We start from the raw sequence: 22,903 nt of genomic DNA on the forward strand, positions 1-22,903 counted from the left end.
TCTTTTTGGTTGTAGACTGAGTATATCACAAACTTTATATGTTTAGTTGATATACGTTAATTCAATGAAAATACTATAAAAAACAATGCCCCAGTCTGACCATTGAGTAATTCAAAGCGGCTTTGATATTGAGTCAAATACGCCCGTTGGCGAGTAATAATCTGTTCGAGATGACCCCGCTGTTGCAAGCCAAACTGCTGGTTCAGGTGACTAATATCATTCCAGAGTTTGCTGTAACTCTTTTTACCGCGCAATTGCAACGCAGCAAAGCGCAACGGTAAGGGGAGGATGAAAAACCACTGCTGTTGCTCTTCCAAATAGCCACCTTGGGATTGTTGCACACAGCAGGCATCGGAAAACATCAGATGCTGACCGACAGCGATGAAAGCCGAACGGCACAGAGCATGATTTTGAGCTTGGTCTTGGATATAACCGATATGCAGTGGCACAATCGCCAAACCTTCCTTCCCCGGTTCGGTTTGAGCCGAAGCTGGGTTGGCAAGTTCTACACTGCCGTAGCCCGTAACTCTAGATAACTTGAGACCCGAAAGCGGACTGGTAAATTTGTCGTTTTGATCTAATCCAAATAATGGCACAACAGTCATCGCGCCGGATTGCTGGGGACTCCCGAATTCGTAGGGAGATAGGTCAAATCCACGCGGAATTAATTGGTGTTTTTTGTCCTTTGTCATTGGTCACTGGTTAACTCATTGTTTAATCCCTCGCACTCTTTCCAATTTTTTGAGCAGAAATTCCCGCAAACAGGGTTCACTCAAGGAGGGGTTGGCTTGGGAGAATAGGGACATGAGCAAGGATTCAAAGTCATCTTGATGCCAAAACTCCAACTGAGGCAGCACAGGAGTCGGTTGTCGCCAGCTTAGGTCATCTTTGTTCGTGAACTTGCTGTGGCAGAACACAACTGGGGTTTCAATGCCTAACTGGGGTAAGGTTGCTGCTACTCTGGCTAAGTCACCCGAGTAATGATTTTCGTAGCCATCAGAGATAATGGCGACGACATCCGGTTGATTCTCCAGCGCATCGACTAAAGCGCTAGCCAGGTCAGTGTTACCGTTGGGTTGGGGAATAGAACCGCTACCGCCAACAGCATAGATTTGCCGATTTGAGCAGCATTGCTCCAACACCAGCTTCAATGCCACAGACTGGGAAATGCAGCAATATTCACGACTGCCATATCCTTGGGTTGAGGCTGAAGCATCCAGGATTATCGCTAGCTTCCCCTTAAACTGGGGGAGGGAGTTGGCGGCGTCTGTAACATAACGCTCAAGAGCTGGTTGCAGTGCCGTCGATGTGCCACCTCGATACAGGTGAACCAAAGTAGCAGAAATATCGCCCCGATTCGTGGCTGTAACCGTGGTGGGACGCTCCTTGGGTTCGGGGTAAGGAGTATGCACAAGCTGATACTCACTATTCCCTAAGTGTGGGCTACCCTTTTTGTACAGTTGAGGCACAATCTGTTTGACTAATTCTGGATTTTGGGCAAACCGCAGCAGAGAACGATGCAGATAAGCCGAATCTGCTATCTCTGGCGTCGAAAGCATCTTGGCACAGCCTCTAGCTGTATTTTTTCCCAGTGCATGTTCTAAGGAATCCACTAATGCTCTGCGACGGCAGTTTGCCATAGAAAGCAATTGAGGATGGTTAAAAATGTAGGCAAGAATCGCTCTTGTTGTATGTTTATGATTCGCACGGACTCGGCGCAGTGCCAGAAACACAGTCAAGATGTGGTCAGCCGGGAGACTTTTTAGCAAAAAATCGGTGACTCTTGAGAGCGTGCGACGAACTTCTGGGGCTATACCGCAACGGGAGGCTTGGAGTAACTGGAATAAGATACGCACTCGCTGCCAAGGTTGCACCGCGTCGGCAAGGCTGAAGAGGGCGTAGAGTTCTGGATACTGCTGATAGGCAGATTGGTGCAACATGGCGTCACTCCATTGGGGGGGTGCGCCATTGCGCCGCAGCATGAAAGGAGAGTCGCGGGTGAGCAGGTGTTGGTAGAACCTGCTGAGCGTGGGTGGATTGGCGTACATTTTGCCACCTCAAACGTCAACCTGTAGAGATGGTGCAGGCAACGTCTCTACAACATCTCCGTTATACTACATAAATAATACAAAAGCAATACGAGAGCCGAACAAGACTTGCTTGGGAATGTGCGCCATGGCGCACAAATTCTCTTTACCCACCAGCGCCAAATTCATCGATAGGCGAAAACGGATTCTCCCTTTTCCTGCTACCCTAATTCCTAAAGCCTGTCACCTTCATCAGTGCTGATGCCTTACTCCAAAGACCCAATCATTGTCACCGTCGCTGAGGCGCTCAACCAGCAAACTGTAGACTATCTCAGAAGGCTCCTGCCACACCTGCCAACAACCGAACGACCAACCCGCAAAGCCGAACTGGTTGACCTAATTCAGCGCTATTTGAAAGGAAAAGAACTCAAAGCGCTGTGGGAAAAACTTGACCCACTCCAACAAACTGCTGTATCAGAAGTGGTTTATTCACTGGATTCACACTTTGATGCGGCTCAGTTTCAGGCAAAGTATGGGCAGTTGCCCAATTGGGGGGCGGTTAATGCCTATGGCACCCTGCAAAACCCTTCCAGGTTGGGACTATTTTTCTTCGACTATCTGATGCCAGAAGACTTGCAGAAACGCTTGTCTGCTTTCGTGCCACCTCCAGCTCAAGCTAAGCTGAAAACAGAGGATGAGATTCCCAAAACTATCCAGCAAGAACAACCCGTCATTGACTACAACAGTAGAACATTTAAAACCCAAGTTGTCGATGTTTCTGTTGAGCAGCGGTTGATGGAAAGAGCCGCACAGCAAGACTTATTAGCGGTGCTGCGGCTGATTGATACGGGTAAGGTCTCTGTAAGCGATAAAACTCGCTTTCCTTCTACGGCTACCTTGAAAACCATTACAGCGATACTTTCTGGTGGAGATTATTACACCGATCCCCCTCCAGAAGAGGATAACTTTTATGACCAACCCATTGGCTTTATCCGTGCCTTTGCTTGGTCGATGCTCGTGCAAGCAGGCGGTTTAGCCGAGTTGTCCGGCAAAAAACTGCGTTTAACCAAAGCGGGTCAAAAAGCCCTCACTCTTGCTCCTCCAAAAACCCTACACACCCTCTGGCAGAAATGGCGTAAAACTAAACTTTTGGATGAATTCAGGCGTATTGATCAGATTAAAGGGCAAACGGGTAAAGGGAAAAGAAGCTTAACCGCTGTGGTGGGACGGCGGGAGGCGATTACAATGGCACTATACGCTTGTCCCGTCAATCATTGGATTCAGGTGGATGAATTTTTTCGCTACATCCAGGCAAGCGATTATGATTTTGAAGTCACCCGCAACCCTTGGGATCTCTATATTTGTGAAGCTGGCTACGGCAGTTTAGGTTATCTGGGGTATCACGACTGGAGTATGTTGCAAGGCAGGTATGTACTCTGCCTATTATTTGAATATGCTGCCACGTTAGGTATGGTTGATGTGGCGTACATTTCTCCACGGGAGGCTCGTTCTGACTATTGCAACAATTGGGGAACCGATGACCTAGAGTTCTTGAGCCGCTACGATGGGTTGCTGTATTTCCGCTTGACTCCCCTTGGCGCTTACTGTTTAGAACTAACGGATCATTACACCCCAGCCTCTCCAGAGGTTCAACCCGTTTTGCGAGTCTTACCCAATCTGGAAATAGCGGCAATGGGAGAATCCCTGACAGCGGCTGATGTGCTGCTACTGGAGTTGTATACCCAGAAGGTTTCTGATGCGGTGTGGCGTTTAGAGCCAACGAAATTACTCAAAGCCGTCGCAGAAGGTTACAGACTCCAAGAGTTAGAAGACTTCTTAGTGGCACGCAGTCCGGAACCTTTACCCCAAACCGTTGAACAATTTTTAGCCGATGTCAAGTCCCGGACAGGGAGTTTGCAGGATTTAGGAACAGCCCGTTTAATTGAATGTAATGATCCGGCAATCGCCCTCTTAATTGCCAATGATTCCCGCACCAAAAAGTATTGTTTCTTGGCAGGGGAACGCCGTTTAGTGGTGCCACTTGAATCGGAAACTCGGTTTCACCGTGCTTTGCAGAAGCTAGGTTATAGTGTGCCAAAGCCTTAAACTCTTCTACCTTCTGCCTTAGATTCTTCTGCCTTTAAATGTCCTACAACCCCGAAAATGCCCTCATTGTCCAGAGCGATCGCACCATTCTCTTAGAGGTTCACTCCCCTAAGGCTGATGGGGCTAGAGTTGCCATCGCTCCCTTTGCGGAACTGATCAAAAGCCCAGAACACATCCACACCTACCGCCTTACCCCCTTGAGTATTTGGAATGCTCGCGCCGCCGGATTAGCAGTGGAAGGGATGCTCACCGCACTCCATCACTATTCCAAGTACCCTGTTCCCGAAGCAGTAATTCAGGAAATCCGGACTCTGGGAGAGCGTTACGGACTCACCCGCATTGAGCGAAAAGACGATCCTTTCTTTCTTGAGCTTAACGTTGCTGACCCGCCTTTGGCAGAACTCTTAATCCGGGAAAAATCGGTTGCCCCTTTCCTAGAAAAGCGCCTTTCCCCCGTCTCCTTTCACCTTAACCCTAGCTTTCGCGGACTACTCAAAAAAGCCTTAGTTGATCTGGGCTATCCGGCTGAAGACTTAGCCGGATACGTTACAGGTGACACCTTACCCCTGCAATTACGTTCTCAAACTCGCAGTGGTCAACCGTTCCAAGTCCGCCCCTACCAACAACAAGCCGCCGAAGCCTTCTATCAATCCGGTTACGTCCAAGGGGGAAGTGGCATCATTTGCCTTCCTTGCGGCGCAGGAAAAACCATTGTCGGTATGGCAGCTATGGCAGCCGTTGGCGAACATACCTTAATCCTAACCACCAGCTTAACCTCCGTGAGACAATGGCGTCGAGAACTCCTCGATAAAACCGACTTACCCCCTGACGCCATTGCCGAATACAGTGGCGAGGTTAAATCCACCGCACCCGTCACCCTCTCCACCTATCAAATTCTCACCTATCGTCCTAACCAAGCAGCTGATTTTCCTCACTTCTCCCTCTTTAACGCCCGTTCCTGGGGGCTGATTATCTATGATGAAGTCCACCTGCTCCCAGCCCCTGTCTTCCGCATCACCGCTGAACTCCAAGCCAGAAGGCGTTTGGGACTCACTGCCACTCTGATTCGAGAAGATGGACGGGAGGGAGATGTTTTTGCGCTCATTGGTCCCAAGCGTTACGACGTACCTTGGCGTGAATTGGAAACTCAAGGATTCATCGCCACAGCCTGTTGTACAGAAATTCGCATCCCCCAGGATAGTGAGCAGCAAATGCACTATGCGGTTACTCCTCGTCGCCAGCAGTTCCGAGTGGCGGCAGAAAATCCCCGCAAAGTTGAGGTGGTTCAGCATTTGCTCCAACAAGCAGCCGACCACAAAATCCTGATTATTGGGGAGTATCTTTCTCAGCTCAAACACTTAGCCAAGGTGACAGCCTTTCCCCTCATTGTCGGTTCAACCTCCCAAACGAAACGGGAAGAACTCTATTCCTTGTTTCGCAGAGGCGAATTAAAAGGATTAGTCCTCTCAAGAGTCGGTAACTTTGCCCTTGATTTACCCGATGCGGACGTGTTAATTCAAGTCTCAGGAAAATATGGCTCCCGACAGGAAGAAGCCCAGCGCTTGGGACGGATTCTGCGCCCTAAAAACGATGGCAGAGTGGCGCGTTTCTATACCCTAGTTTCCCGGCGGACTTGTGAAGAAGATTTTGCCCGTCACCGACAGTTATTTTTGACGGAGCAAGGTTATGGCTATGAGATAGAGATTCTCTCTTGATTCCATTGCTTGTTGGACTATCGGACTAGAGTAGGTCGTCTCTAAAAACTATTTTGTATCTTATTTTACCGTTTTCTAGGGGTTTCAACTGACGAATCCCACGTTATAATCTATGATGCAAGGGTAGGAGTATGTCAAACTACAATGTCAACTCTACTTGCAACCCTAATAAGCAATCATCAAGGATAAGAATATCTATGACCATTTCCGGGATTAAGCCGTTATCCCTAGCAACTGGTGTAGCAATTATTGCTGGGGGAACTATCGGGATAAGTTCTGCACAAGCTACCCAGTTTAATTTTCAATTTTCGTTCAACGACCAAGCAACCGGGACTCCAGTTAGTGGTAACTTTATCTTCGATGACTCAATCGAGCCCATCGTGACACCAAATGGGAGTTTATATAGCAACGCTAGTCAATCATTCAGGATCAGCGTAGGAGATGAGGTTTTTGCCGGATTATCCAACTCAATTGTCGTAGCCAATGATTTCCAGATGCTGCCTGCACCGACTTTATTTGATGTGATCATCTTTGATAATTTGGCTGATTTCAATCCCCAAAATCCAGCTAATAACACGTTTTTAGGACTTTTTATTTATCCAGCCGATACATTGCCATCTGAGGATTTGCCCTCTACTCTTAGACAGACAGCATTTGCCACCATCACAACACCGACCGGGGTAACTCTAGTTGGGGAGGAAGCTTTCACGTCTGTCACTGCTGTACCCGAACCGACTACAATTTTCGGTTTGCTAGTCGTTGGGGCGTTGGGGGTAACTTCTGTAGTGAAGAAAACATTGTTTAAATAGGGACACATATAAAGTCTGGATAGGATTTGAAAAACTTAACTCCAAGCAAAATGATTGCATTTTCGCTGATTTCTGAAACCTTATTGGAGAGTGGGGAGAGCGATCGCTCTCCCAAATGTTAAGAAAGATGTGGGTAATGCATAGCTGTGACTTGAGCGGGAGAGAATAGCCTAGGATTGGCTACCTCTTCCAGCAAGCTGCATCTATTGCGTTGACGGAACCGGGCGATAGGTTGCCAACTCCATGGTAAAGCTAGCCTGACCCGAACAAAGCGATCGCACTGCCGTTTTAACCGCAAATTGTGCATAGTAACCATCAGCACGTCGCACTAATCGAACCGCAGCAAAACTAAACTCTTTCGCCAATACGCGGCAATATTTATTAAGGTCATACTTATCAACACCTTCATTATCCATCCAGTATCGCAAGCATTTGTTTCGGACAAACTGCGCTGTCCGAATTGCCTCATCAATAGCTGCATATTGAGCAGGTTTAGCTTTTACCTTGAACTCAAAAACTATCATGCCGGATCTACAATCTATACTGACAACAATAGTTTCTGCGATCGCACGGATACAAACCAACAGAGGGAAAAATGAGGGAAGACACTAGAACCCTTCCCGTCTTTGGCTTAAGTCTGCTTTTGTCCTATACTCAAGGGGGGGAAACCGCCCAACACTGACTTGCGGTTAGAGGGACAGATTGTCACCCAGGTGAGGCGATGGGGAGTCAACGGGGTGGGATGCCCATAAGAACGAGGGTTTGACGATTAAGGGCAAGGGCGATCGCCTAGTCTCTGTCTCCATCTTTCCAACTCCCTCGGTGTTGAAGTGTACTCGTTTTTATTATATCCAAATTATTGATGAAAGATTGTGAATTTATTGAGTTGCTTAATCGGGCTAACAGGAGACTGAAAAGTGATAAGACGAGGGTGACAATTATTATTAAAGGCAATCGATTATATTTGCGGGCAACACTTCCCCCGCGTCCAATGAGTAATAAGTCTTTTCCTCATCAACAAGAGATTGCTTTGGGAGTTTATGCCACGGTTGACGGGCTTTCTATGGCGGAAAAAGAAGCCCGTAAAGTGGGTTTTCGGCTTGAGAGTGGGGAATTTTCTTGGAAGCCTTATTTGCGCCATCGCCTGACGGGAACCCTGCCTTATAAAACAGTTGGGGATTGGGTTGGTGCGCTAAAAATGGATTATTTTATGCGGCGAGCTAAAACGCCTCAATCTCTGACGACTTGGGAAACGAATTACAATGAGGTGTTTAAGCGCCTGCCTGGTGACCAACCGTTGACCGAACTAATCCTCAAAAAGGCTATTGCCGCGACGCCGCCAGATACTCGCACCCGTCAGAAGACTTGTTTGGCGTTGGATAAGTTAGCCAAAATAGCGAGTGTTGATTTTGATGCCAAGCGGTTTGCCGGAAACTACTCTCCGACTAAAGTGTCTCCCCGCTCTTTACCGAGTGATCTGGTGATTGTTGAGTGGTACTATCGCCTGTCTAACCCCGCTTGGCGCTGGGCTTATGGGATGCTGGCGACCTACGGATTGCGCCCCCATGAGTTGTTTTATCTGGATTTAGAAGAGTTTTCCCAGGGTGGGGGAGTGTTGAGGGTTTTGGCGGGGAAAACGGGGGCTAGGCGAGTCTGGCCCCTGCATCCGGAGTGGGTGGAGGAGTTTAGCTTGAGTGAGGTTAAACTACCTGCTTGTCACGGGAAGACCAACCGCGATTTGGGGAACAGAGTGACTCGGTATTTCCGGCGTCAGGAGATGCCGTTTCGCCCTTATGATTTGCGCCACTGTTGGGCGATTCGGAGTATGCAGTATGGTCTGGAAATTGGGCTGGCGGCGCAACAAATGGGACATTCGGCGACGATTCATAGTCAAACGTATCATGCGTGGTTGGCTGACCAACACCATCAGCTAGCTTTTGAGCGGTTGTTGGCTAAACCTGACCGACCTAGACCGCCGCAAGTTAAGTTAGAGGAGGATTTGACCGATTTTTGAAGGAAAATACTGAGCGGTTAAATCCTCTTCACTCGAAATGGTGTTTTTTGCAGTTTTCGGCAAACGGATTGGCAGGATTGTGTCATAGATGAATCCAAAAACGGCAAGCAATTTGGTAAATTTCGGTAATGGGCGACTGCTTTAAGACTCCTAGTATGGACTTGAAACGCTTTTACAGCGCTTTTCACGTTTATGGAATAGAAAATTGTATCGGTTGGTTTTTGGGCGCAATCATCGTCTGTAGTCTACTAACTTGAAAACTGCTGTAAGCCTTAAGCAATGTGCTGTAAGCCAAAAAGTACAGCTAACCGTACTGGTATACAATTAGGTGAAGCTTTTCGTCTTCTTGTTCCTGCTATCCCGCTTACGCGAGGAGTCAGTGCTGCGCTCTCTCTACTCGGGTCTGAATCCACTAATTTAAGCAAATTGATGATCCCAAAATGGTTAATGTTTCCTATTTTATTGTTTTAGAGAGCGTAGTTTCGATTGCTGGTGTACTCATCTGTGTGGGACTATTCCTATCCTACTCTAGGGCGCGACGAGCTTTGCGATGGTGGGAACGCAGGCGAGGGTTTCAACTGTATTGCGAAACTGAGCGAATTCGTAATGGGTTGTTGCAAGAGTCATTGGCGATGCGTCGCAGCTTAGAGTTATGGCTGGGAGATAGTCATGAGATTTCTTTGGAGCATGTCCGAGACTGGTTAAAGGGGATTGAAAAGTTCCATCATTCTCTGGGACAATTGAGCGATCGCCTATCGCCTCCTTTTGTTGAGGAAAGTTTGCCCCTAGCTGTACAGTACTTGCTCGAACTGTGGCAAACTTACAATCCTCACCTTAACATTCAGATGGAACTGCCGGGGGATTGGCAGGATGAGTCTCCTGAGTGCTCTCGAGTGATTTTAATCGCCTTAGATGAGTTACTGCGAATTACGTTATCTCAAGGAGGTACATCCCGTTGGAGCAATGACACCGACACCAAAGGCGTACTCAGAGGGTTTCAACAATGCCAAACTGAAAAAATTGGTATGCTTCCCTCAGAGGTGTTCACTCAACTATCGATTTATGTCCGCTTACAGAAACAGGGGAAGTTCGGTGATATTAGAGTTCAACTCTCTTATCCTAATGAATCAACAGTGGTCTGTCCATCAAGTCTCAAAGATTTGGACTATCTTAAGGAAGCTTTTCACTTTGTCACCGGCGGACAGTGCTTTTATAAGAGAAAGGAGTTGATGGTAACGTGGCACTTCCGTTGGCAATCACCCCAACCTCAGCTCCCAAAATTAACCCTAGACTGCGATGGATTTGAATATGAGTCTAAAATCACCAAAGCTAGTCAAGTCAAAAATTCTCGTGGTTGATGATCACGAAGCTGTCTTGGATGGAACTGTGAATATGCTGACAAAGCAGTACCCAGAAGCCGATGTGATCACCGCTCAAACCGCACGAGGCGCTCAACAACAAGTGGAGGGCGCTCAACCTGATTTGGCGATTCTGGATCTTTCTATTCCAGAGCAACCTGGAGACATGGCGCGAACGGAGACAGGGATTCAACTGGTGAGAACGTTGATGGAGCAGTATCCCACCCTAAATATTGTAGTTCAAAGCGCTCATGTCCGCTCACTGGTGCGTCTCAAACCTGCAATCTCGACTCATGAAGGGGGTTTTACGATTGTAGACAAAAGTCTGCCGCTTAAGGAAATGTTAACTAAGGTTGATTGGGCGCTTCAGGGAGTGGTTTACACGCCCAGGGAAATGCGAACGGGGTTGGAAGTTAAGCCGGAATGGTTGGAACTGCTGACCCTAGCTTTTCAAGAAGGATTACAGGATAAGGCGATCGCTCAGCAGATGAATATTGCTGAACGAACTGTGCGTCATTATTGGACGAAGGTTCAAGACGCTTTGGGCGTTTATCCGGAACCGGGGAAAAATATTCGGATTCAAACCCAGATGCGTGCTAAGGAGGAGGGTTTAATTGATTAGTTATTGGTCATTAGTCATTAGTCATTAGTCATTTGCTCCCCAGACGCGCCATGGCGCGTCTCTACATGCTCCCTAATTCCCTATTCCCTGTTCCTTGTGCAGCGTAACCTTTGGCGAAACATTCAAGCTGAACTTGCCATCTGGCGGGTTGGGGCTTTGCCAGGATTGATTATTATTGGACTGGTCATGCTGGCTCGTCTGATGGGTTCGCTACAATTTTTGGAATGGGTGGTGCTGGATAATTTTCTGCGGCTGCGTCCAGCTGAACCTATGGATGAACGAATTGTAATTGTCGGGATTGATGAAGGTGATATCCAGCAGATAGGAACGTATCCTATTCCTGATCAAGATATTGCTGAACTCCTGAGACTATTGCAGAAGTATCAGCCGAATGTCATTGGTCTTGATATCTTTAGAGACTTACCCGTTGAGCCCGGTCATGCTAAATTGGTTGAAGTATTTAGAGAGAGCAAAAACTTAATTGCGATTGAGAAAGCGTTGCGCGATCGCGAGGGGTTTACTGTTAGTCCACCACCCGATTTGCCCCCTGATCAAGCTGGATTTGCTGATGCGGTTCTGGATAGGGATGGTTATCTCAGACGCAGCCTGCTTCGCATTTCTACTCCCCAGGGAGAGCGTAAATTGTCTCTGACGCTACGTCTGGCTCAAACCTATTTATCGAGTCAAGGAATTCCCCTAGAACAGGGAATTCATGACCCCAATGCTATCCGGTTTGGTTCCACTGAACTGACTCGGTTTCAACCCAATTCTGGGGGATATGTGAGAGCCGATGCTGGCGGAAATCAGATTTTGCTCAATTTTCGCAGTGGTCGAGAACCGTTTAGAGTGCTCTCACTTAATGATATCAAAAGTGGACATGTTGATCCCAACTGGATTCGCGATCGCATTGTCTTAGTTGGGATAACGGCTGCTAGTGTCAAGGATATCGTAAATTCGGCGGCGATTACGGGTGTTAACCCCAAACTGGTTTATGGGGCGGAAATTCAAGCTCATGCGGTGAGTCAAATTATTAGTGCTGTTCTGGATGGGCGTCCCTTTTTGCAGGTTTGGTCAGATGGATGGGAATATTTGTGGATTTTTGTCTGGGGGTTTTTAGGTATTAGTCTGGGGCGGCTATTTCAATCCCCTTTCAAGATTCTGATGGGATTGGGGATGGCTAGTGTGGGATTAATCGGTAGTTGTTATTTCGGGTTGATTTTAGGGTGGTGGATTCCCCTTGTCCCGGCAATTCTTCCTCTTGTTTTTAATGGTGCTGGACTCACTGCTGGGTTATTCTATCGACATCAACAGGATTTGCGGTTACGGCTGCAAGAGCGGCAATTTATTATTGATCATACGTTTGATACGATTCATAATGGACCGTTGCAAAGACTGGCGAGGATTTTAAGCACGGCTCAAGAAAACCATTTATATTCTGAATTGTTGTTATCTGAACTGAAACAGTTAAACCAAGAGATTCGCACAGTCTATGAATCCGTTCGCCGAGAAACGTTAACCCAAGGGGAACATATTTATCTGGGCGGTAATTTAGAATTAGATTTACAGACGCCAATTCATGAGATTCTTTATCAAGTTTACGATAATACGATAACTCGTGATTTTCCTTGTTTTAAAACAATTAAGGTTAAAATTAATAAATTTGAACCTCTAGAAAGTCGATATTTAAGCCTCGACCAAAAGCGGGGGTTGTGCCGATTTTTAGAAGAAGCGTTGTGTAATGTAGGGAAATACGCTGTCGGGGTGACTCGTCTGAGTGTAATTTGTACTCAAGAAAACGGTGATAATGTTCTTCGCATTATCGATAATGGAGTGGGTTTAGAGGCATTATCTGATAACTTAGATCAATCTCGAGGTCGGGGAACGCAGCAGGCAAAAAATCTGGCTCGACAACTGCGAGGAACGTTTCGGCGGTTTCCTAATTCTCCCAAAGGAACCGTTTGTGAATTAACTTGGTCTGTGGCAAAAGCGTGGTTCTGGTAATGTTCAGTAAGTCATACCCCTTGAGTTCAAACAAAGATACATAACCTGTTGAGTGTTATTCGTCAAAATAATTTTAAAAAGGTCATTGATAAAGGTTTTAGCCCTATTTATTTAACGTATAGCAACTGCTATAGCGGTTAGGACACATCTTATGGTAGAGACGTTCCGCCGGAACGTCTGATACCAAATCCGGGTTAGCTACCCCCGTTATAACCTAGTCCGCGCAGGCGGACTTTGTTTGTGTAGCAGCGATTTCAATCGCCGTGGAAAAAGGGGGTGATAAAGGCGGATTTGGTATGAAATAACAGTTCGTTGTCCTAATCGATGTGTCTACTGCTATAACTTAATATCAGTTGTCAACTTTTCCTGAACTTTCCTGAACATTTCCTGAACATTTCCTGAACTTTTATCGATAAGATTATCCTAGATTGGGGTAACGTTGTTTTAGACGTAGCCTGCTACGTCTGAAACAGCCGTGTAGCTTATCCTGTCCGGTCAAACACTCTGAATAAAAATGCCTGAAACAATAGGGTTTAAAGCATTGCAATTTTGGGTAATCTTTAGGACAGGACAGGCTATGTAGTTTTCAGCCAGGACAATAACGGGAACTTGTGAGCAAACCATCCCAATTCTGTAATCAGGTTTACACTTATAGGCATGAGATGCTCAATTTCTGGATTGTATGCTGTAAATAAAGCGTTAAATAACTAAGACAATTATGCAACTTTTATGGCGGCTAACAAAACAATTTAATGGTAAACTCGTAATCGGTGCTGTTCTCAGTTTATCTTTGGTAATAGGTGGTGTAGCGTTCGCTGATGATAAAAACGGAGAGGGCGCACCTGATCCAACTCATACCGGTTCAACGGGAACAAGACTATACCAACCTCCTGATGATTTGCTGTCGCCCTTTGGCGATGGTTCAGAAGGTAGACGAGGCGGTTGTACGGGTGATGCACAAATAAGTTTAACAGCCCTAGCCCCTCAAAGCCATGTGGGACAAACGGCTTCCACTCACCCCATCTTCGCTTGGTTTGTCCCGGATACTCAATCTTATGAGATAATCTTTCAACTCTATGAATATGGGTCAAATGGGAGTCGTAACGTAATCCAGGAAATTCCGCTACAAAGTTCTCCGGGAATCATGACATTATCGTTACCAAAGGATAAACCCGGTTTATCAGTTGGACAAAGATATGGTTGGAGAGTTGTGCTTCTGTGTAACCCGAACTCCCCCTCTAGTGCTTTAGTGGCGGGGGCGGATATTGATGTTGTCTCACTACCAGCAACATTTTCTGATAGTCTTGATCCCCTAGAAAGAGCGAAGCAATATGCTGAAGCCGGGTTGTGGTATGATGCATTAGCGGAAGTTTTAGCATCAGGAAATGAGGCAAGTATTTTACTGGAAGATTTACTCAAGGATTTAGCCGAGTTAGAAAACTTACAAGCGGCAGAAAATGGCAGTGAACAGAGTCAGCGATTGACACAAATTGTTGAGGTATTAGATAGGTGATAACCTACCTGTAGGGGTACGGCAATGCCGTACCCTTCCCCTGTATATAGATATAGCGTTTGTGCATACCTTACAACCAATTACCAATCATAATAAATGCTGCCCAATAAGCGGGGTGAGCGGTTTTTCCTCCGGCTTCAATTAATGAGGCTTGAGCCATGCGAAGTGCTTCGGCTTTACTAATCCTAGAATCGCGTAAATTGGCATAAAAATCCGTGGCAATTTGGGCAGTTGTAGCATCATCAATAAACCAAAGGGAAGCTAAAGCACTTCTAGCACCCGCTTGCACCGCGACACCCGCTAAACCCAAGGCGGCGCGGTCATCTCCAGCAGCGGTTTGACAAGCCGTTAAGGTGAGGAGTTCTACGGGTTCAGAACGTTTTGAAACGGTCCGCAGCTTTCTATCCAACTCAGTAATCGTGAGTTTTTTATTGTTTCCCATGACAATAAATGTGTTTTCTGGATCACCACCAAATTCGCCATGGGTGGCAATATGAAGGATGGGGTAAACGGTTTGGTTTAATTCTTGTTGTAGGCGAGTTGAGGTGAAGTCTTCATCCAGTAATCCTTGGCTTCCAGGGAGTAGGGTTTTGACCTGATTAATTTCCCAGGAAACATTCGGTAAAGGGGGAAATTCGCGACCATCGATAATCGCGGGTTGGGTTAATCCTAAAGCTAATGCTAGGAGGTCTTCGCGGTTGAGGGTTTTGGGGTCAGTTAGGGTTAAGGTTGGTGTGGTGGCAATGGCATACTTTTGGACTAGAAAGTTCTCGCCATCGTGGAGGGCTGCCATGGGGATACTGCGTAGGATACCATCTTGAATGAAGACTAAGGTTTTAATTTGAGCTTGGTCTAAATCGGCGGCGAAGGGGCGAATAATCCAGTCGTAAAGTTTCTGGGCGGGTTGGGGGTTATAGGTTCTAAAAAAGCTTTCGAGTCCGCGACGAAAGGTGTTGATGTCTTGTCTGAGGGTTTCGCGGTCAATGTTTATCCAGGTGAGTCGTTTTTCACCGTTGGGAAAACTGGCGATAATTGCGGTGCGGTCTGGTAAAATGATGGAACTAAAGACGGCAGTGGCGGTGTTTTCTCCGACTAAATCTACTCGTTCTTGGTTGAAGGCGGTTAAGACACAATCGCCGCCGAAATAGTCTTGAAGTTCGGCTAATTTGAGGGAGTCAACGGTGTTGAGAACAGAGGTGAGGGTTTTGGTTTTCTCAGATGTTGGAGTTGAGGAGAGGGAGGCGCTTTCTAATCTGAGTTCGATGAGTTGTCGGTAAAGGGGATCAACGGTATCGCGAAAGTCGAATTGGATGTCGCGATTGGCGAGGAGAATATCACCTCGGATACTTTCTAAGGTTGCGATCGCGCGGTTGTATGTGTCAATCGCCTGAGTTGGGTTTCCTTGGGCATTATACAGGCGTGCGGCTTGCCATTCCCACAGATAGAGGCTATCTTTAGCTAGCAGGTCTTGGTCGGCGGCTAATCGGGCTTGTTGGGTGAAGTTGAGGGCTTGGGAGTAGTCTTGCTGACATTCATAGAAATGACCGAGTTCCCCTAGGGCAAAGGATTGGGCGCGATTGTCTTGGAGGCGTTGGGCGATGGCGACGGCTTGTTGCAGGAGGTGTAGGGTTTGGCTGGGGGATTCTGGGGTGACACATTGGGTTGTCGCGTTTGTGTTTCCTTGAGTCAGGAAGTGGGCTAAATCAATCGCCCCATAGACTTGATCACGGGAATCGGGTAGGGTTTCTAGGAGAGAGAGGGCTTGTTCGAGGGCGTGGCGGGTAGACTGGGTGCGGTATTCTGGAGTAATGGCATTGAGGAGCGATCTCAGTTGTCCTAGGCGATCGTTGTGGGTTTGGGCGAGGTTGAGGCTGGTTTGAAAGACGGTGAGGGCTTCGGTGTCGTAGGTTAATGCTTGTTTTTTGAGTTTATCGGCTTCGATGGTATCGCCGCGAATGGTTGCAGAGTTGGCGCGGCGATAATGGATGTTGGCAAGGCTGAGGTAGGTATTGCCTAGATGAGTTAGGGTTGAGGTTTGATAGGCGATATTACCCATTTCTGTTGCCAAATCTAAGCTGGCTTGCAGATAGGTGAGGGCGTTTTTGTAGTCGCCTCGCAGCCGCAAAGCTTCACCTAAGCTTCCCAAGGCGGCGGCTTCGGTGGGTTTGTCTTGGGTGGTACGGGCAAGGGCTAAGGCGCTATCGGGGGTACAGTCGTTCGGGGAGGGATTACATAAGAGTGCGATCGCGGTTCTGGGTTGTCCTATATTAGTATAGGTTTGTGCCTTTTCGACGAGAAGCCTTGCTACTTGGGGGGTATCAGCGATTTGGCGATAATAGGCGATCGCACCTTCCCAATAGGTGAGGGCTTTTTCGCTTTGCTTGAGGTGTTGATAGGCGCGGGCGAGGTTTTCTTGAACTATGGCGGCGCTGGCGGGGTTGTTGGTGTCTTGGTAGTAGGTTAACGCGGTTTGCCAAGGTTCGATGGCGTTGTAAACATCACCATTTTTGTAGCGTTGGATACCTTGTTCAACGAGTTGATCGGGATTCAGTGTTTGGGCGGTGGCGATGGGGCTAAGTTTGAGGGGGGTAAGGGTTAAGGAAACCTGACTTAGACTCAAACTGAAGGTGAGACTACACAGGAATAGAATCAGGAGAAAGGGGCGAATTCGGAATCGGCGGTGTTGGCTTTTCATTTCCTTCGTTCGTAGTAGGCGCTTTAGCGCCATAAACGTTGAAACACTCATGACAAACACTTGAAAAGCCTTGAACTCAAGTTCGGGCTAAAAGCTTAAACCCGTTGAAACGGGTTCAAAGCCTTCAATTTAGTAAGCTTTAGCTTACTTTAGCTTTCAGCCGGAAATTGATTTCCCGGCGTCCAAGTTGAAACACTCACGACAAACACGCAAGAAGCCTTGAACTCAAGTTCAGGCTAAAAGCTCAAACCCGTTGAAACGGGTTCAAAGCCTTCAATTTAGTAAGCTCGATTCTTACTTTAGCTTTCAGCCGGAAATTGATTTCCCGGCGTCCAAGTTGAAACACTCACGACAAACACGTAAGAAGCCTTGAACTCAAGTTCAGGCTCAAAGCTTAAACCCGTTGAAACGGGTTCAAAGCCTTTAATCTAGTAAGCTCGATTCTTACTTTAGCTTTCAGCCGGAAATTGATTTCCCGGCGTCCAAGTTGAAACACTCACGACAAACACGCAAGAAGCCCTGAACTCAAGTTCGGGCTAAAAGCTCAAACCCGTTGAAACGGGTTCAAAGCCTTTAATTTAGTAAGCTCGATTCTTACTTTAGCTTTCAGCCGGAAATTGATTTCCCGGCGTCCAAGTTAGTGACCGTCGGATTAACTGTAATTCTAATCGGTTTCCCCTTGTTCTCCAATTAAATTAATTTTTGTTACTAACACTTGCTTTTTTGCCTCGTTTACCTCATTCCCAGTTCTGAGAAGGGAATGAGCTTAGGGAGACTCCGCCTCTTAATAATAACCACTCCTCAAGAGCATTTCTTAGAGGGATGCTGGAAACGAGAAAGAGAAAAACAGTAACACAAGCTACAAAAACCCATTGAATAACCCAGGGCGGCTTTTGTCGAGAGGTTATCGATAGATACCATTCCCGATTGTTCCAGACATTTCCGACAACATCTGAAGGTGTCTTCCTGTCGCCATGCAGTTTTCGGCAATACCCCTGGCGTAATTGTGCAACCCGCTTGTCAGAATTCGGCAATCCAGCTTGCACTTAAGTGCATCACAGGTTTCGTCGCTTTCTGGTATTTTCAGAAATAAGGCTAGAAAACTATCAACTTTACTGGCATAATTAGGATCAAGACTTGGGGTTTGCCAAGATATTATTCGGGGGTATTTTGTCATATTTGATACCAAATTTACGATTAGGTTGGAATTCAGACGTAGTATCCCGCTTTTGCCAGATTCGTAGGGGCGCACCGACGTGCATTGGTGTCAACTTAAGACTTTGTATAACTAGCGATCAAAGTTTAGATCCCCCTAAATCCCCCTTCAAAAGGGGGACTTTGATTAATTTCTGCTTCCCCCCGTGCAAAAAAAGCGAAGCATCCTTTGGTCTCCCCCATGGAACAAAAAGCGAAGCATCCTCTGGTCTCCCCCATGGAACAAAAAGCGAAGCATCCTCTGGTCTCCCCCTTTTGAAGGGGGACGGAAGGGGGATCTAAAAGGGGGACGGAAGGGGGATCTAAAAGGGGGACGGAAGGGGGATCTAAAAGGGGGACGGAAGGGGGATCTAAAAGGGGGACGGAAGGGGGATCTCTTATTAAGTAAGGGTTCCAGCCTTAAGTTGACACGGATGACTGACGTGCGCCCTAACACCGACGTGCGTCTGATAAACCTCAAAACCCGATGGCTTAATTCATTACTAATCTCAGGAGACATTTGCCGTGATCAAAATAAACAAGTTGGCTGGGCGTTGGCAGTCGTTTATCTTTGGCACTGTCGGATTAATCGGCGTATTGGTAACTGGGGGAAATGAGGGAGTTGTCGCCCAGGTGATACCCGATGATACTCTGGGGGCGGAAAGTTCTGTGGTTAACCCTGATGTGCTGATTCGAGAGATACTCAGTGACAGAATTGATGGGGGCGCAACTCGCGGCGCGAATCTGTTTCATAGTTTTTTAGAGTTTAATATTGGGGAAGGGAGAGGGGTTTATTTTGCCAATCCCGATGGGATAGAAAATATCCTCTCCCGTGTTACTGGGGATAATGTCTCGACTATATTGGGCAGGTTAGGGGTATTGGGTGAAGCGAATCTATTTTTGCTTAATCCCAATGGAATTTTATTTGGCGAAAATGCCAGTTTAGATATAGAAGGTTCCTTTGTCGCCAGCACAGCATCAGGGATAGAGTTGGGGGAGGATGGGGTTTTTAGTGCGACTCAACCGAAGAGTAGTCGTTTACTCTCGGTAAGTCCTGGGGCGCTATTTTATAATGCTGTAGAAGCGGCGGGGGGTAAGATTACTAATCGGGGGAATTTAACCACGGGACGAAATCTGACCTTAGATGGGGAGAATTTGGATTTACAGGGACAGTTAGGTTCGGGGAGAGATTTAACTCTTTTTGCACAGGATACAGTAACGATTCGGGATAGTCAGACCAATCCGTTTATTGCCGATGCTGGGGGAAATCTGCTGGTAACGGGAAATCAAGGGATTGATATTTTTGCGTTGAATCATCCGGATAGTGGGTTGTTTTCCGGTGGGGATATGGTGTTGCGAAGTGCGGCTGATGTGGGTGGCGATGCTCATTATTGGAGTGGGGGGAGTTTTCGGATTGAACAGTTGGATGGGAATTTGGGGAATTTATCTAGTCCTGATGACCCAGTGATTCGCGCCCTCGGTGATGTAACGTTGAATAACTACACGGGAGCATCGTTACATATTTTTGCTGGGGGAGGGGTGAGGATTGGGACAGTGACGATTACTGGGGCTGATTCTGCCGAGGGGATTAGCGAGGAGGTTACCCTTTCTGATGATGAGACGGTTGTGGTAATTGATGGGAAAGGGCAACCAACCTTGGATGTGAGGGCGGGATTAGACCCGAATGCGGTTGGGAGTCCGTTTGGACGGACAGGAGATAACTTTTCTGATATTGGTGGAAATATTGACGATATTCCAGATAGTGCAGAGATTACCGTGGGCAGTGTTTTTGTGGATGCTGCTAATGGGGTAGTCTTTTTGAGTAATCAATATAAGCCGAATCCTTCTTTATCGGGAGATATTCAAGTTGGTAGTATTTTTACCGATGACTTTGTTTTTACAGGTAATGCGGGTTCAGTAATTATTGACTCTCGCGGTAATATCAATATCACTCAAGCCATTGACTCATCGTCCGCCTCGGGAGATGCGGGGGATATTACTCTGATTGCTGATGATGGGGTGTCTATTGCAGGCAATGGCATTTTTAGCGAAACCCGTGGTGCAGGTGCGGGGGGTGATATCCGTATTCAATCTGAGTCAGTTTTATTAAGGGAAGCGTCACTGGTCTCAACGGCTACGTTTCGTACAGGCGATGCGGGGAATTTGACTGTGAAAACGGGACAGTTATTAGTTCAAGATGGCTCTCAACTGATTACCTCTACATTGGGTGAGGGAGATGGGGGTGAGGTAAACATTAATGCCACCGAGATTGAGTTCACTGGTGCTAACCCCATCAATGGTAATCCCAGTGGTTTGTTTGCTGCTGTCGGACGTAATGCCACAGGAAATGGGGGAAATGTGACTATCTCTACTGAAGACTTACGCCTCCTTGACGGTGCCAATTTATCCGCCACCACATTTGGCAAAGGGGATGCAGGGAACTTAACAGTGGGTCCTCCCCCGAAGGGAATTCCAGTGGTATCGCCGCGCAAGTTAACTCAGGTGCCACAGGCAATGCTGGGAATTTGACCCTCAAGACAGGAGAACTTTTGGTCAGCCAGGGGGGTCAGATAGGGGTGTCAACCTTCGGAGAAGGGAATGGGGGTGAGTTAAAGGTCAATGCTAGCCAAATAGAGTTAAATGGCACTAACCCCATTGATGGCACTCCCAGTGGTTTGTTTGCCCGTGTCAATGATAATGCCACAGGAAATGGGGGAGAAGTGACTATCTCTACTGAAGACTTACGCATCCTTGAGGGTGCTATTTTAGACGCCACCACATTGGGCAAAGGGGATGCAGGGAACTTAACAGTGGTGGCAACAGACCAGATTCAAGTGAGTGGGTCCTCCCCCCAAGGGAATTCCAGTGGTATCCGGGCGCAAGTTGAACCGGGTGCCACAGGCAATGCCGGGAATTTGACCCTCAAAACGGGAGAACTGTTTCTCAGCCAGGGGGGTCAGATAGGGGTGTCAACCTTTGGAGAAGGGAATGGGGGTGAGTTAAAAGTCAATGCTAGCCAAATTGAGTTAAATGGCACAAACCCCATCAATGGCAATCCCAGTGGTTTGTTTGCCCGTGTCAATGATAATGCCACCGGAAATGGGGGAAATGTGACTATCTCTACTGAAGACTTACGCATCCTTGAGGGTGCCACTTTAGACGCCACCACATTGGGCAAAGGGGATGCAGGGAACTTAACAGTGGTGGCAACTGACCAGATTCAAGTGATTGGCACTAACCCCCAAGGGAATTCCAGTAGTATCCGGGCGCAAGTTAACTCAGGTGCCACAGGCAATGCCGGGAATTTGACCCTCAAGACGGGAGAACTTTTGGTCAGCCAGGGGGGTCAGATATCGGTGGCAACCTTTGGAGAAGGGAATGGGGGTGAGTTAACTGTCAATGCTAGCCAAATTGAGTTAATTGGCGATAACCCCATCAATGGCAATCCCAGTAGTTTGTTTGCCGATGTCGAACGTAATGCCACAGGAAATGGGGGAGATGTGACTATCTCTACCCAGAACCTACGCATCCTTGACGGTGCCGAATTATCCGCCTTGACGGCTGGGATGGGCGATGCTGGAGATGTAACCGTCACCGCCACCGACAAGATTGAAGTGATAGGCACTGACGCCGAAGGGTTTTCCAGTAGTATAAACGCCCTCGTCATCGCCCGCGCCACCGGGAATGGCGGGAACCTGACCCTAAATACCCCTTCTCTCCTCGTCACCGATAAGGGTGAACTCTCCGTAGAAACCCGAGGCAATGGCACCGCCGGTAACCTAATAATTAACACCCAAACCCTAACCGTTACCAACAACGCCATTGTCTCCGCCGCCACATCCTCCCCCAGCCGCGAAGGAATTGGCGGCAATCTCACTATCAACGCCAGCGACAGGGTACAACTGACCAATCAAGGACGGATAATCGCCGAATCTACAGGTGCCGCCCGGGCGGGGGATATCGAAATTAACACCCAACACCTCAGTGCTACCAATGGCACCATTGCCACCTCGACTGAACAGTCAGCCGGGGGTGCGATTACCATCACGGCTGCTGACATCCGCCTATTTGAAGATAGCGACATCACCAGCCGCGTTGCCTCCGGTGCAGAGGGTGGCGGTAATATTACCCTCACCGCCAACACCATCCTGGCATTTGACGATAGCGATATCCTGGCATTTGCCCGAGATGGCAGAGGTGGGGATATCAGCTTAAACACCGTCGCCTTCTTCGGAGAAAACTTCCAACCGGCGCCCAGAGGCACAGACCCGGTTACCCTAGATAATAACAGTCGCGTGGATATCAATGCCGACGGTTTAGTGCCCGGCACAATTACCCTGCCCGACACCAGCTTTGTGGAAAACAGCTTCATCCTGTTATCAGGCAATGGAATCGACACCGACGAACTAATTGCCGAAAGTTGCATCGCCCGTCGCCATGAACCGAAACGGGGTAGCTTCTTTATTACGGGTACGGGGGGTATCCCGTTTCGTCCTGGGGATCTTTATAGTACACCGTATCAGACGGGGACGGTGCGGTCTATTCCCCGTGAGGGAGATGGGGAAGCTGGGGGAGCTGGGGGAGCTGGGGGAGCTGGGGAAGCTGGGGGAGCTGAGGGAGCTGGGGGAGCTGGGGGAGCTGGGGGAGATGGGGAAGAATCTTCGTCCTCAACTCGTCGCCCTTGGAAAATGGGTGATCCGATTATTGAGCCCACGGGGATATATCGATTACCCAATGGGAAGTTGATTATGAGTCGGGAATGCGATCAATAATATTGGCAACAGATTTTTGCCGTTTATCCACGTAGGGGCGCACCGACGTGCATTGGTGTCAACTTAAGCTCAACCCC

14 protein-coding genes and 1 pseudogene are annotated in these 22,903 nt (G+C 47.7%); 10 read left to right on the forward strand and 5 right to left on the reverse strand.

What is annotated here, in order from left to right:
* Nucleotides 1-56: 56 nt before the first annotated feature.
* Nucleotides 57-692, reverse strand: coding sequence for an ARPP-1 family domain-containing protein (locus RH949_RS09150; RefSeq protein ID WP_446352638.1), 636 nt, complete (start codon nucleotides 690-692; stop codon nucleotides 57-59).
* A gap of 15 nt (nucleotides 693-707) precedes the next feature.
* Nucleotides 708-2,048 carry a VWA domain-containing protein gene (locus RH949_RS09155; RefSeq protein WP_446352639.1) on the reverse strand — a complete coding sequence of 447 codons (1,341 nt, stop codon included), beginning with the start codon at nucleotides 2,046-2,048 and terminating at the stop codon, nucleotides 708-710.
* A gap of 240 nt (nucleotides 2,049-2,288) precedes the next feature.
* Here RH949_RS09155 and RH949_RS09160 point away from each other — a divergent pair, with 240 nt between their 5' ends.
* The 3 genes from RH949_RS09160 (at nucleotide 2,289) to RH949_RS09170 (ending at nucleotide 6,657) form a co-directional block, all read left to right on the forward strand.
* Complete coding sequence (locus tag RH949_RS09160; protein WP_446352640.1) at nucleotides 2,289-4,133, forward strand: helicase-associated domain-containing protein; 1,845 nt, start codon at nucleotides 2,289-2,291, stop codon at nucleotides 4,131-4,133.
* 38 nt (nucleotides 4,134-4,171) lie between these two features.
* Nucleotides 4,172-5,848, forward strand: coding sequence for a DNA repair helicase XPB (locus RH949_RS09165; RefSeq protein WP_446352641.1), 1,677 nt, complete (start codon nucleotides 4,172-4,174; stop codon nucleotides 5,846-5,848).
* Between the two features lie 197 nt (nucleotides 5,849-6,045).
* Complete coding sequence (locus RH949_RS09170) at nucleotides 6,046-6,657, forward strand: PEP-CTERM sorting domain-containing protein (RefSeq protein ID WP_446352642.1); 612 nt, start codon at nucleotides 6,046-6,048, stop codon at nucleotides 6,655-6,657.
* A 341-nt stretch (nucleotides 6,658-6,998) separates the two neighbouring features.
* Here RH949_RS09170 and RH949_RS09175 read toward each other — a convergent pair.
* Nucleotides 6,999-7,181: pseudogene (locus RH949_RS09175) on the reverse strand (RNA-guided endonuclease InsQ/TnpB family protein); the annotation flags it as partial.
* A 407-nt stretch (nucleotides 7,182-7,588) separates the two neighbouring features.
* Between RH949_RS09175 and RH949_RS09180 the strand changes: the two are divergent.
* From RH949_RS09180 to RH949_RS09200, 5 genes are all read left to right on the forward strand, one after another.
* Nucleotides 7,589-8,671, forward strand: a complete 1,083-nt coding sequence (locus tag RH949_RS09180; RefSeq protein WP_446352643.1) for a site-specific integrase — start codon at nucleotides 7,589-7,591, stop codon at nucleotides 8,669-8,671.
* 440 nt (nucleotides 8,672-9,111) lie between these two features.
* The gene (locus RH949_RS09185) at nucleotides 9,112-10,029 is read left to right on the forward strand and encodes a hypothetical protein (RefSeq protein ID WP_446352644.1); all 918 of its coding nucleotides are present in this window, start codon (nucleotides 9,112-9,114) and stop codon (nucleotides 10,027-10,029) included.
* Nucleotides 9,980-10,651 carry a response regulator transcription factor gene (locus RH949_RS09190; protein WP_446352645.1) on the forward strand — a complete coding sequence of 224 codons (672 nt, stop codon included), beginning with the start codon at nucleotides 9,980-9,982 and terminating at the stop codon, nucleotides 10,649-10,651. The genes RH949_RS09185 and RH949_RS09190 overlap by 50 nt, the downstream gene beginning before the upstream one ends.
* A 96-nt stretch (nucleotides 10,652-10,747) precedes the next feature.
* Nucleotides 10,748-12,652 (forward strand): CHASE2 domain-containing protein, encoded by a 1,905-nt coding sequence (locus RH949_RS09195; protein WP_446352646.1) that lies wholly within the window; start codon nucleotides 10,748-10,750, stop codon nucleotides 12,650-12,652.
* A 718-nt stretch (nucleotides 12,653-13,370) separates the two neighbouring features.
* Nucleotides 13,371-14,165, forward strand: a complete 795-nt coding sequence (locus RH949_RS09200) for a DUF928 domain-containing protein (RefSeq protein ID WP_446352647.1) — start codon at nucleotides 13,371-13,373, stop codon at nucleotides 14,163-14,165.
* A gap of 70 nt (nucleotides 14,166-14,235) precedes the next feature.
* Here the strand turns inward: RH949_RS09200 and RH949_RS09205 are convergent, their stop codons facing one another.
* A complete protein-coding gene (locus RH949_RS09205) occupies nucleotides 14,236-16,911 on the reverse strand; it encodes a CHAT domain-containing protein (RefSeq protein WP_446352648.1) in 2,676 nt (891 codons plus the stop codon).
* A gap of 853 nt (nucleotides 16,912-17,764) precedes the next feature.
* Entirely contained in the window at nucleotides 17,765-18,037 is a 273-nt protein-coding gene (locus RH949_RS09210) for a hypothetical protein (RefSeq protein ID WP_446352649.1), read from the reverse strand.
* Nucleotides 18,038-18,579: 542 nt separating this feature from the next.
* Between RH949_RS09210 and RH949_RS09215 the strand changes: the two genes are divergently transcribed.
* Nucleotides 18,580-20,583 (forward strand): two-partner secretion domain-containing protein, encoded by a 2,004-nt coding sequence (locus tag RH949_RS09215; RefSeq protein WP_446352650.1) that lies wholly within the window; start codon nucleotides 18,580-18,582, stop codon nucleotides 20,581-20,583.
* Between the two features lie 47 nt (nucleotides 20,584-20,630).
* A complete protein-coding gene (locus RH949_RS09220) occupies nucleotides 20,631-22,826 on the forward strand; it encodes a beta strand repeat-containing protein (protein ID WP_446352651.1) in 2,196 nt (731 codons plus the stop codon).
* Nucleotides 22,827-22,903: the final 77 nt, after the last annotated feature.

This window comes from Coleofasciculus sp. A1-SPW-01, from assembly GCF_040217205.1.
In the GTDB taxonomy this organism is placed as follows: domain Bacteria; phylum Cyanobacteriota; class Cyanobacteriia; order Cyanobacteriales; family Coleofasciculaceae; genus Coleofasciculus; species Coleofasciculus chthonoplastes_A.